Origin of the sequence: Dokdonia sp. R86516 (genome assembly GCF_044596715.1) — a bacterium.
In the GTDB taxonomy this organism is placed as follows: Bacteria; Bacteroidota; Bacteroidia; order Flavobacteriales; family Flavobacteriaceae; genus Dokdonia.
This window is the reverse complement of the sequence record NZ_CP138998.1, coordinates 494687-506714: the sequence shown is the minus strand read 5'-3', so window position 1 is coordinate 506714 and position 12028 is coordinate 494687. Positions and strand designations below refer to the sequence as shown.

Annotated in this window: 10 protein-coding genes; 8 read left to right on the top strand and 2 right to left on the bottom strand. The window is 37.6% G+C overall.

Features of this window, described 5'->3' with window-relative positions; translation table 11 throughout:
- Window positions 1-25 precede the first annotated feature (25 nt).
- Window positions 26-796, top strand: coding sequence for a hypothetical protein (locus SJY23_RS02415; protein WP_396597310.1), 771 nt, complete (start codon window positions 26-28; stop codon window positions 794-796).
- A 61-nt stretch (window positions 797-857) separates the two neighbouring features.
- Here the strand turns inward: SJY23_RS02415 and SJY23_RS02410 are convergent, their stop codons facing one another.
- On the bottom strand, window positions 858-1703 hold the full coding sequence (locus SJY23_RS02410) for a hypothetical protein (RefSeq protein ID WP_396597309.1): 846 nt from the start codon (window positions 1701-1703) through the stop codon (window positions 858-860).
- A 264-nt stretch (window positions 1704-1967) separates the two neighbouring features.
- On the opposite strand from SJY23_RS02410, the gene topA reads away from it, so the two are divergent.
- From topA to SJY23_RS02375, 7 genes are all read left to right on the top strand, one after another.
- Entirely contained in the window at window positions 1968-4514 is a 2547-nt protein-coding gene (gene topA, locus SJY23_RS02405; RefSeq protein ID WP_035335751.1) for a type I DNA topoisomerase, read from the top strand.
- A gap of 3 nt (window positions 4515-4517) precedes the next feature.
- Window positions 4518-5684 (top strand): formimidoylglutamase, encoded by a 1167-nt coding sequence (locus SJY23_RS02400; RefSeq protein ID WP_396597308.1) that lies wholly within the window; start codon window positions 4518-4520, stop codon window positions 5682-5684.
- Window positions 5685-5792: 108 nt separating this feature from the next.
- Entirely contained in the window at window positions 5793-7163 is a 1371-nt protein-coding gene (gene gldK / locus SJY23_RS02395) for a gliding motility lipoprotein GldK (protein ID WP_035335754.1), read from the top strand.
- Window positions 7164-7244: 81 nt separating this feature from the next.
- Window positions 7245-7880 (top strand): gliding motility protein GldL, encoded by a 636-nt coding sequence (gene gldL, locus SJY23_RS02390; RefSeq protein ID WP_396597307.1) that lies wholly within the window; start codon window positions 7245-7247, stop codon window positions 7878-7880.
- A 47-nt stretch (window positions 7881-7927) separates the two neighbouring features.
- Entirely contained in the window at window positions 7928-9496 is a 1569-nt protein-coding gene (gene gldM / locus SJY23_RS02385) for a gliding motility protein GldM (protein WP_396597306.1), read from the top strand.
- Window positions 9497-9509: 13 nt separating this feature from the next.
- Window positions 9510-10400 (top strand): gliding motility protein GldN, encoded by an 891-nt coding sequence (gldN, locus tag SJY23_RS02380; RefSeq protein WP_035335758.1) that lies wholly within the window; start codon window positions 9510-9512, stop codon window positions 10398-10400.
- Window positions 10401-10531: 131 nt separating this feature from the next.
- On the top strand, window positions 10532-11587 hold the full coding sequence (locus SJY23_RS02375) for an NAD(P)/FAD-dependent oxidoreductase (RefSeq protein WP_396597305.1): 1056 nt from the start codon (window positions 10532-10534) through the stop codon (window positions 11585-11587).
- A 9-nt stretch (window positions 11588-11596) separates the two neighbouring features.
- Here SJY23_RS02375 and SJY23_RS02370 read toward each other — a convergent pair whose 3' ends face one another.
- Window positions 11597-11992: a DUF983 domain-containing protein gene (locus SJY23_RS02370; RefSeq protein ID WP_035335760.1), complete on the bottom strand. Its 396-nt coding sequence runs from the start codon at window positions 11990-11992 to the stop codon at window positions 11597-11599.
- Between the last annotated feature and the right edge of the window lie 36 nt (window positions 11993-12028).

The window sequence follows — 12028 nt, the reverse complement described above, 5'->3', positions numbered from 1 at the left end:
TACGTCTGTTTTTAAAAAATAAGAAATGATGTTATCAGATATGCTTGTCAAAATCAAACAAGCGCCACATATTGATTTTGGAGACTTGTTTGGCCGAGCGATTGATTTGTTTCAAAAAGTATGGCTTCATGGTTTACTTATGCAAGTGTTAACGATCGCTGTTTCTTGGGGAGTGTCTATGGCGGTCATGTTGCCTATGAGTTTAGGTGGTGCTTTTATAGAATATGGCGATGTCTCTTATAATGATGATGAGGTAGGTATCGTTGCAGCTATTCTTATGATGGTGATGTATGTAGTGATTCTAGTGGTTATGTCTGTAGTCAACTTTGCACTTCAAGCAGCTTTTTACAGAATCATACGTATGAAAGACCGCAACCGAAGTGGAGATCGCGGAGTAGGTTTCGGGATGTTTATCAAGAAAAAGTTTCTCAAGAAGGTGTTAGTACTTTCAATGATGCAGGTGGGGATTGCTGTGCTAGCCACCCTGTTTTTTATAATTCCATTGTTTTATGTGTTGGTGCCGTTACAATTTGCCATTGTGATATTTGCTTTTAATCCTGATTGGTCCGTAAACGATATCTACAAAGCAGCTTTTGCACTAGGGAATAAAAAGTGGGGAATTACTTTTGGGACTTGTGTTGTTATTGGTTTTCTAGCTATTGTCGTTGGGGTTATGGCCTGCTTTATTGGTGTGTATGCAACCGTTTCTGTTGTCTATTTACCGGCTTACCTTATATATAAAGGTGTGGTTGGTTTTACGGAAGATGAAGATATGATTGCTCAGATAGGAGCGTAGTAAAGTTACGCTTTCGCGAAAGCTGCTATAAACAGACCTTTATGATTTAAATAAAAAGCAATTAATTAATGTAAACATTCTTGACAGCCTTCTCTTCAAGCTTCTTAAGTTTTTTTTGGCTTTTTCTTAGAAATAGAGTAATACCGATACCTAGTTGATCACCACTTAGAGAATAAGTTCCCTCTGTGCGTTCAGATATTTCTAGATTGTCAAAAAGATATTCTCCAGTAAAATAATTAGGTATTGCTTTCTGGTAAATGATAGACACTTGATATAAAATAGGTTTAGTCATATAATAAAAACCTGGACTAATCTTTAGATTTGGATAAATAGGAAACTTACGTGTTTGCCCCCTTATTTCAAAAATCTCTCTTCCCTCGTTTAGATCTTCTACAAAAGCGCTTACTGTTCCTTCTACCGAACCTTCTCGTAATAAGGTTAAGTTTACGCCAATTCTAGCAGAAAAATAGATTCTAGATCCCATCTGCTTTTTCAGTTCCATTTCTAGTGGTACTGAAATTATGAGTTGACCTAAAGTACGCTCGTTAGATTCAAAATTCGTAAATCCTGGTATATCCCCATCTGGTAGTCTAAATTGAATACTTTCTAAAGGCAGTAAATTAAGATGTACACCATATCTAAATGAAAGCTCTCTTTCTGGTTGAATTACTTTGTTAAAACCAAAATTTACTCCAGGAATGCTATTTCCTTTAATATCAATGTTTCCTAATGTTCTAGTGTAGTTAGGGGCTCTGTTTAATACGGGATTAAAGGTGAATCCCCAAGTTTTATAACTAGCAAACTCTGGAAATTTATTTTTACTGTTTTGAGCGTAGGTCTTTTGTTTTGTTACAAAAATGAGAAGAATAGCAACTAAAATTTTTGTGAATCGAGATGTGTTTATCAAGTTAATTCAGGTTTTTGTTGCTAGTTGTTATTTGCTTTGTTCATAATAACCGCCAAACTAGGTGTTTATTATGTTGGTTCCTAAAGGATTTCCTTTTTTTGAGCGTTTTTTTTGATTTTCTAGTGCGATTTCGCGAAAGCGTAATAAACCCTATTAAACCGCAATTTACAAGGCTTTAAAAATGCATTTATTATAGAAATAACGGCCTTGCGGATTGCGATATAAATAAAACATCTACTTTTGTAATCTGAAAAAATAAAATGTATGGCAAAGAATCTCGTCATTGTGGAGTCACCTGCAAAGGCTAAAACGATAGAAAAATTTCTAGGCTCTGACTATAAAGTTGAGAGTAGTTTTGGGCACATAGCAGACCTTCCCTCTAAGGAGTTAGGTGTTGATGTAGATGGAGATTTTACTCCTAAGTATAAAGTCTCAGACGACAAGAAAAAAGTGGTTAAGAATCTAAAAGCACTAGCAGCAAAAGCCGATATGGTTTGGCTAGCAAGTGATGAGGATCGCGAGGGTGAGGCTATTGCATGGCACCTCGAGCAAGAGCTTGGATTAACTGCAGACCGCACGAAGCGCATCGTTTTTCATGAGATTACAAAGACTGCGATTTTGAGAGCAATCGATAATCCGCGACAGATTGATTACGATCTCGTAAATGCACAACAAGCGCGTAGGGTTTTAGATAGACTTGTAGGTTATGAACTTTCACCAGTGTTATGGAGAAAAGTTAAAGGAGGGCTTTCGGCTGGGCGTGTGCAATCTGTTTCTGTAAGACTTATTGTGGAGCGTGAGCGCGAGGTGTTAAACTTTGAGCCAAAGGCATCTTATAGAGTAGATGCAGAGTTTACAACAGAAGATGGGAAATCTTTTAGAGCAAAACTTCCTAAAAATATTACTACTAAGAAAAAAGCACAAGAATTTCTTGAGAAAAACCTAAAAGCAACTTTTAAAGTAGATGCGCTTACAAAAAAGCCAGCCAAAAAATCACCAGCACCGCCCTTTACAACTTCTACACTACAACAAGAAGCGAGTAGAAAGTTATACTTCTCTGTGAGTAAAACGATGAATATGGCGCAACGTCTCTATGAGGCAGGGCACATTACTTATATGAGAACAGATAGTGTAAACCTATCTAAAGATGCAAAAGCCGGTGCGCAAGCAGAAATACTAGCTGCTTACGGTAAAGAATTTCACAAAGAGCGTAACTATAAAGGGAAATCCAAAGGAGCACAAGAAGCTCACGAAGCGATACGCCCAACAGATTTTTCTAAACATTCTGTAAATATGGATCGCGATCAAATGCGTCTGTATGAATTAATCTGGAAGCGTGCTATTGCTTCACAAATGAGTGAGGCGCAACTAGAACGTACTAATGTTCAAATAGCTTCTAGTGCTGGTACAGATAATTTTACTGCAAATGGAGAGATTTTAAAATTTGAAGGATTCTTAAAGGTATACCTAGAGGGTAGTGATGATGAAGATGTGGAAGAGACTGGATTACTTCCAGATCTTAAAACAGGAGAGGCGTTGCTTAACAAATACATTACCGCAACAGAACGTTTTACGAGACCACCATATAGATATACAGAGGCTTCGTTAGTAAAGAAATTAGAAGAGCTTGGTATCGGTCGTCCATCTACTTATGCACCTACTATTACGACGATACAAAATCGTAAGTATGTGGAGAAGGGTACTGTAGATGGTAAAGAGCGATCATATGATGTTTTGAGTCTTGAGAATAACGAGATAAAAGATAGAACCTTAACAGAAATGGTAGGTTCAGATAAAGGAAAGCTAGTCCCTACAGATGTGGGAATGGTAGTAAATGATTTCTTGGTACAGCACTTTGAAAATATTCTTGATTACAACTTTACAGCAAAAGTCGAAGCAGATTTTGATGATATTGCAGAGGGTAAGCAGGAGTGGACGAAGATGATGAAGGATTTTTACACAGATTTTCATCCTCATGTAAAAGATGTTGAGAAAAATGCAGAGCGTGAAGTAGGTGAGCGTATTCTGGGTAAGGACCCAGAAACGGGTAAGCCAGTAAGTGTTCGTCTAGGGAAATTTGGGCCTATGGTGCAAATAGGCTCTGTAGAAGATGAGGAAAAGCCACGTTTTGCAAGTCTAGGACCAGATCAAACGCTAGCAAATCTCACCTATGAGCAAGCAATGGACTTGTTTAAGTTGCCTAAAGATTTAGGGACTTTTGAGGAAGAAGAAGTTTCTGTAAATAATGGACGCTTTGGGCCTTATGTGAAGTTTGGAGCAACTTATGTCTCATTACCTAAAGGTCGTGACCCAATGGATGTAGACCTAGATGAAGCTATTGTATATATAAAAGAGAAGCAAAAGGCAGATGCTCCTATCTATATGTATGAGGATTTGCCAGTTCAGAAAGGTACAGGTCGTTTTGGCCCTTACATTAAGTGGAATGGTATGTTCATTAATGTAAATAAGAAGTATGATTTTGATAACCTTTCTGACGATGATATCGTAGAGCTTATAGAAATTAAGAAGCAGAAGGAGATAGATAAGGTTCTTCAAGACTTTCCAGAAGAAGGCATTCGTGTAGAAAAAGCTAGATGGGGTCGTTCTAATATCATCAAGGGGAAGACTAAAATCGAACTAAGTAAAGATATAGACGCGGCAGCGCTTACCTTAGATGAAATTAAAGCCTATATAGAGAAGAAAGCGCCCAAGAAAAAAGCAGCAGCAAAGAAAAAGGCTCCGGCCAAAAAGAAAGCTACTGCTAAGAAAAAGGCGCCTGTAAAGAAAAAAACGACTGCAAAAAAGAAGTAATATATGGCCTTTGAGGTGCTCAGCCCTATACCAGAAATTGCGCTTGCGCATATACAATTACAACATCATCAATCACTAGGTAATAACATTAGATTACATAGCGGGGAGTTTGGAATGCCAGATCTAGAAGGTGTGCAAATTGCTATTATTTGCTTGCGCGAAAATAGGCGCGATCAAAATAACCTCGGAGAGTCATTATCATTTACAGAATTAAGGACTACTTTTTACGAACTCTTCCCTGGTAACTGGCACACAACAATTGCCGATTTGGGTGACATTCATGGAGGTGAAAGTGTAGATGATAGTTATTTTGCTGTCAGAACCATCAACGAAGCACTTTTCAAGCGAGGAATTGTACCTATGTACATAGGAGGAAGCCAAGATTTAGTATATCCTATTTATAGATCGTATGATAAGTTGGATCAAATGGTAAATGTGGTGAATGTAGATAGTCGTTTTGACTTAGGAGATGCCAGCCAGCCTATCCATAATAAATCGTATGTAGGGAAGATTATTGTTGAGAAACCATATAACCTTTTTAATTACTCAAATATTGGATACCAAACCTATTTTAACCCTCAGGAGGAGATAGATTTGATGGATAAACTTTATTTTGATAGTTATCGATTAGGTAATGTCTCGGCCATGATGAGTGTTGTGGAGCCCGTAATGAGAGATGCAGATCTCGTCGCGATAGATTTAAATGCTGTGCGTAGTAGTGAGCTGGGTACTAGGTATAATAAAATGCCTAATGGGTTTGATGGTAAGGAGATATGTACTATTGCTCGATATGCGGGCATTAGTGATAAGGTAACGTCATTTGGAGTTTTTGAATATAAGAATGATGCTCATGAGGAAAAAGCAGCGATGCTTGTTGCTCAAATAATGTGGTACTTTATTGAGGGAGTGAATTTTCGCGCAAGCGAAAACATGGATGTTGAGAAAGGTAACTTTCTAACATATCAAGTTCCAATTGAAGATGAAGTGTTAACGTTTTACAAAAGTGAAAAAACAGCCAGATGGTGGATTGAAATTCCATTTATTATGGGCTTGAATAATAAATTAAAAAGGCACACGTTATTACCTTGCACGTACCAAGATTATCTGGATGCTTGTAACCAAAATATACCTGAACGCTGGTTCAAGGCAAGGAAGAAAAACGAAATTTGACTATGTGTTTCAACGATGAAATGATTATTTTTGGCGAATAAATTGTTTATTACAAATAAAATAAATAGGTTTACGCCCTTAACTTTAGAATACTTAACCTAATATCCTATGAAAAAGTATATTGCATTTATTGCGATAGTAGCTTTGCTGTCTAGTTGTGGCAAAGGCGATCGAGGGGAACTCGTCGGTGCCAAAGGCAAGCGATGGAACCCTGAAAAACCTTATGGAATGACCCTCGTTTCTGGAGGTGCTTTCATAATGGGTAAGAGTGATGATGATTTTGCTGCGGTAAATGATGCTCCTACAAAAACAGTGACTGTGCGCTCTTTCTATATGGACGAAACAGAAATCACTAATGCAGAATATAGACAGTTTGTGGAGTGGGTACGTGATTCTACAGTACGTACAAAACTTGCGATCCTAGCAGATGAGCTTGGAGAAACTCCAGGTAATGGTGGTATAGGTGAGTTTGCTTTTAGCGATGCAGATCCAGAAAATATGACGCCGTACGAACAATACATGTATGACAACTACTTTGGATTAGGTGAAACTGGTTTTGAAGGTCGTAAACTCAATAAAGATTTAGATATCATTTGGGATACGGCAGAGTATCCAGATGAGTATTATGCTGAGGTAATGGATACCATGTATATCCCAATGGAAGAGGCTTATAATGGACAGCGTACTATTGACGTTGATAAATTAGAATTCCGTTATACATATCTCGACATTCAAGAAGCCGCAAAGAAAAATGGCGGCCGTCGTAAAGATCATATCAAAACAGAAACAGTAAAAATCTATCCAGACACAACGGTTTGGATTAAAGATTTTGCATACTCGTACAATGAGCCTATGCATAATGATTATTTCTGGCATGATGCATATGGTGAATATCCAGTTGTTGGAGTTACTTGGATGCAGGCAAAAGCTTTTTGTGAATGGAGAACAATGTACAAAAACGCTCACCAAAAATCAAAAAAGAGACAATTTGTAAATCGTTTTAGACTTCCTGGTGAAGCAGAGTGGGAGTATGCTGCTCGTGGTGGACTAGAAAGTGGTGATTACCCTTGGGGTGGTCCTTATGCAAAGAATGATAGAGGTTGCTTCCTTGCAAACTTTAAACCTCTAAGAGGTGATTATGGTGCAGATCAGGCATTATATACAGTAGAAGCAGATGCTTACGAACCTAATGATTACAACCTGTACAATATGGCAGGAAATGTGTCAGAGTGGGTAGCTTCTTCTTATGATCCAGCTTCTTATGAATATATGTCTACTATTAACCCTAACGTAAATGACAAAGACAATCGTCGTAAAGTTATACGTGGTGGTTCATGGAAAGACGTTGCTTACTTCCTACAGGTAAGCTCACGTGACTATGAGTATCAAGACTCTGCTCGTAGTTATATCGGTTTTAGAACCGTGCAGGACTTTATGGGTGTTGATGAGAAAATCAACCTTAGAAAGCCGAACAAATAACGAATTGAATAATTCCCAAATTATAACAATTACTTAATCTAATTTAACTTACTTAACTAAACTTAACTAAAAGAATTTATCATGGCACAATCTCAAACAAGAAAAAAAATAATGAACGCCGTTTACGGTATTGGAGCAGCTGTAGTTATCATTGGTGCACTTTTTAAACTTATGCACTGGAAAGGTGGAGACTTAATGCTTATTATAGGTCTTATAACAGAAGCGCTTGTTTTCTTTATTTCTGCTTTTGAACCAGTTGATTCAGATCTCGATTGGGCATTAGTTTACCCAGAACTAGCAGGTGGTGCAAGTGGATCAAAGAAAAAGGCAGCAACTCCTGTAGATGCGGAAGCTCAATTATCTAAAAAATTAGATAACATGCTTAAAGAAGCAAAGATTGATTCTGAACTTATGACAAGCTTAGGGACTAGTATCCGCAGCTTTGAAGGTGCTGCAAAAGGAATTGCTCCTACAGCAGACGCAATGACTTCTACAAAAAAGTATTCTGAAGAGATGTCTCTTGCAGCTGCGCAAATGGAATCTTTAAATAGTCTTTACAAAGTACAAGTTGAGTCATCTAGCCGTCAAGCGGAAATCAACGAGCAAGTAACTCAAAATGCTGGTAAACTTAAAGATCAGATGGAAAGTCTAGCGACAAACCTTTCTTCTTTAAACGGAGTTTATGGTGGAATGCTTTCTGCAATGAACAAAAACTAATTTTAGTTGTTTACACAATTAATAAACTAACAACTAAAATTTAAAAAATGGCAGGAGGAAAACAAACCGCAAGGCAGAAGATGATAAACTTGATGTACTTGGTGTTTATAGCGATGCTAGCACTACAGATGTCAAGAGAAGTATTATCTGCTTTCGGATCAATAAATGAAAAGTTTGAGCGTTCAAATGTTTCATTTGAAGCTAAAAATGACCTAGCATTTGAAGATATATCAAAAAAAGCAAATGAGAATGAAGAGTTCAAAGCAGCTGCAGTTACGGCTAAGAATGCTAAGGAACTAGGTAACACGTTGTTTTCATTTTTAGAAGAGGAGAAAGCCGCGCTTACTGGCGATATGGAAGATCCTACAGATTATGAGGCAATGGATAAAACGACTTTCATAGATGAGAGATACTATGCTGGCGGAAAAATCACACCAAAAGGAAGTGAGTATCTAACTCAAATGGACACTTACCGTGAAGGTATGTTGAAATTAGTTGGTGATAATGAAGCATTGGCTACTCAAATTAAAAATGACTTTAGTACTAGCGATGTAGTAACTGGGGGTGAAGGTGATGATGTTAAGAAAACTCAAGACTATATTTCTTATCACTTTGTAGGTTTCCCATCAGTTTCTTCTTTAACTAAGATGTCTCAATTACAGAATGATATTAAGGTTGTTGAAAACGAACTATTAACTAAACTACTTTCGGGTAATCTTAAGGAGCTTGCTTCTTTAGATAACTATGAAACTGTAATGACAACTTCAAAAGGAGCTTATTATACTGGTTCTACTTTTGATGGTGTTCTTTCTTTAGGTCGTGTAGATGCATCTACAAAGCCTTCTAGAGTAGAATTGAAGCTAGATGGACGCCCAATTCCAGAAAGTAAAGTTTCTTACGACGGTGGTAAACTCGTTTTAGGAGTTAATACTGGTGGAGTAGGTGATCATAAAATTACAGGATCATTGTTTTACCCTCAAGATGGTAAAGAAATTGAAGTAGCGGTTGAACAAGCTTTTACAACGATTAACAAGCCTAACTCTGCAACTATTGCTGCAGATAAAATGAACGTGGTATATCGTGGTGTTGCAAACCCGATGACTATATCATTTGCAGGTGTTGCAAATAATGCTGTAAGTGCATCTGGTGCTGGTCTTTCTAAAAGATCTGGTACTAGCTACACAATGACACCTGGTCAAGGACGTGAAGTAACTATTAATGTAACTGCAAAGCTTCCTGATGGAGGTGGTACGGTTTCTGATAAAGCTGTTTTCCGTATTAAAGATATTCCACGTCCAGTGGGAACTTTAGGAGGTGATGACGGTGGTAACTTAAAGAAGCCTAGAAATACAGTTGCAGCAGCGCCAATAGGAGCTAGTCTTCCAGATTTTGACTTTGATCTTAACTTAAGAGTTAATAGTTTCAAGTTTAGAGCAGGAGATGCGGCTACGGTTTCTGTACAAGGAAATAAACTTAATGGAGCAGCACAATCTGCATTAAAGCGTGCAAAAAGAGGATCTACAGTACAGATCTTTGATATTAAAGCAAGTATACAGGGTAACTCAGGATATAGATTGAAGACAGTTTCTCCAATCATCATTGAGTTAGCAAACTAAAATAAAAGTAATTATGAGTCTTAAACGTTTAATTTTTGTTGCACTCGGTCTATTGATGGCAGTTCCAGCATTTGCACAAGGAAATATCCTTAACGCAAAAACGCCGGATGAAATGTTTGAAGTTACCGAAGAGCAAAAAGCAAAGGACAATGACAATCCATTGCCATATGGTTACGTAGAAAAGCGTGACGTATTATGGGCAAAAAATACTTGGGAGGTTGTTGATCTTGATGAGCGCGTAAACTTCCCTTTATACTATCCTATCGATACTGTAAATATGGGGTCAGATCGTCGTTCACTTTTTGATGTTCTTGTCAAGAATATTAAGAACGGTAAAATAGATGCTATTTATAGAGACTCATACTTTACAGAGAAAATTCAGTTAGGAGATCTTTCCGCCGCAATGGTAAAAATTGATACTTCTGATGCTGGATATGATCAACTAAATGCTGGAGAATCTATCTCTGATTATAATATTGAGCGTACAGAGATTACTGCTTATGATATTAATGCATACCACATACGTGGTTACTGGTATATCGACAAGCGTCAAGGAGAGCTTAAATACCGCTTATTAGGTATTGCTCCAGTTTCTGGTGATGTAAACTTCTTAGATGATGCAAGTGCTGCAGATATTGAACTTTTCTGGATATGGTTTCCAGGAGCACGTGACGTATTGCACAATGCAAAAGCATTTAATCGTAAGAATACATCAATGCCTATATCATTTGATCACTTGTTAAATAGTAGGCGTTTTAATGCTACTATCTATAAGGAGGACAATGTACAAGGTGATCGTAAGGTTAAAGAGTACATCAATGATAACTCAATGATGCAGTTATTAGAGTCAGATCGTATCAAAGAACGCATTAGAGATATTGAACAAGATCTTTGGAATTACTAGAATAATTTCCAATCATATTATAAGCCACCTAAGCAATTCGTTTAGGTGGCTTTTTTACTTTATAATTTTTAACTTATAAATAGGAGTGCTACCTACAAGCTGTTAGGCTACTATTCTTGTATTTTTGTAAGGTGAAAGAAGTAGATTATATTATTGTGGGTCTGGGGCTGGCAGGAATCGCCTTTTGTGAAGAATGTGAGCGCAATGGGAAGACTTTTATTGTTATAGATAAAGGAATAGAAGGAGCTAGTCGTGTCGCAGCTGGTTTATACAATCCAGTAATACTTAAACGTTACTCATTACCTTGGAAGGCTATTGAGCAATTTGATCTTGCAATACCGTATTTTAGAACTTTAGAAGAGAAACTTGGTGAGTCCTTTATGGAGGAGTTGCCTGTGCGCAAAGTATTCCATTCTATCGAAGATCAGAATAATTGGTTTACTGCAAGTGATAAGCCTGGCCTAGATCGGTTTGTGAAAACGGCGATAATAAAGGAAGAACGAGGTGAGATTTCCGCACCATTTCACTACGGGGAAGTGCTAGAGACAGGGAGAGTTGCAATTACAAAACTACAGTCTTCTTATGAGAAATATCTTGCGGGTAAGTCCGCTTTCGCGAAAGCGGTATTTGATTATGACTTATTACAATTACAAGACTCCTCAGTAACTTATGATGGTTACAGAGCCACTCGAATCGTCTTTGCCGAAGGTTATGGAGTGAAGAGAAATCCTTACTTCGGAAAATTGCCCTTAGTAGGTAATAAGGGAGAATATATAATTATCAATGCGCCACAATTACAATTAAATGCAGCGATAAAATCTTCATTTTTCATCGTTCCATTGGGAAATGATCTTTATAAAGTAGGAGCGACTTATAATTGGACAGATAAAGACTGGCAAACTACAGTAGAGGCTCGTGAAGAGCTTTTAGAAAAGCTTGATGCTCTAATTAGTGTGGCTTATGAGATAGTTGGCCAAGAGGCAGGTGTGCGTCCTACAACGGGGGATAGAAGGCCACTGCTAGGTATTCACCCTATCTATAACCAGCTAGCTATATTAAATGGGCTAGGCACACGAGGTATTATGGCAGGGCCTTTGCTAGCAAAGTTGCTATATAATTTTTTAGAACATCAAGAAGCGCTCCCTACTGAAGTGGATGTGATGCGTTTTCCTAAAAAATTTAAGTAGTGAAAACTTTTATTTGCTTGATAGTTGATCTTTAGTGGGGTCATACTTCATGAAGAAGTTAATCCAAATATTGCGAGCTAGTCGCATGATCACAGGCATGAATATAATCATAGTTCCTACAATTGCAATAAATGTATTAACTAGCGTTGCCTCAAAAAAGAAGTAGGTGATTACAAATGCTGCTGTCGCAAAAGCAATCCCAACAGGGTAGCTTACATACATCGCTCCGTAAAAGAAAGAAGGCTCTATTTTATATTTGGTGTTGCAATGAGAGCAGCGTTCATGCATTTTAAGCGTTTGGGAAAGTACGTACGGATTTGGGTTTTTGTACATAGATTCATTTTGACAAACCGGACATTTTCCATTAATAATACTGTTTAGTTTGCTGCCTTTTAGAATTCCCATAATCTCCTTGGTTTATGAGTACAAATTTAAGCATCT

Bases quoted from the DNA above. Each gene is read 5' to 3' on its own strand.
- SJY23_RS02400 (WP_396597308.1), top strand. From the start codon at position 4,518: ATGGCCTTTGAGGTGCTCAGCCCTATACCAGAAATTGCGCTTGCGCAT.
- gldK (WP_035335754.1), top strand. From the start codon at position 5,793: ATGAAAAAGTATATTGCATTTATTGCGATAGTAGCTTTGCTGTCTAGT.
- gldN (WP_035335758.1), top strand. From the start codon at position 9,510: ATGAGTCTTAAACGTTTAATTTTTGTTGCACTCGGTCTATTGATGGCA.
- gldL (WP_396597307.1), top strand. From the start codon at position 7,245: ATGGCACAATCTCAAACAAGAAAAAAAATAATGAACGCCGTTTACGGT.
- SJY23_RS02370 (WP_035335760.1), bottom strand. From the start codon at position 11,992: ATGGGAATTCTAAAAGGCAGCAAACTAAACAGTATTATTAATGGAAAA.
- SJY23_RS02415 (WP_396597310.1), top strand. From the start codon at position 26: ATGATGTTATCAGATATGCTTGTCAAAATCAAACAAGCGCCACATATT.
- gldM (WP_396597306.1), top strand. From the start codon at position 7,928: ATGGCAGGAGGAAAACAAACCGCAAGGCAGAAGATGATAAACTTGATG.
- topA (WP_035335751.1), top strand. From the start codon at position 1,968: ATGGCAAAGAATCTCGTCATTGTGGAGTCACCTGCAAAGGCTAAAACG.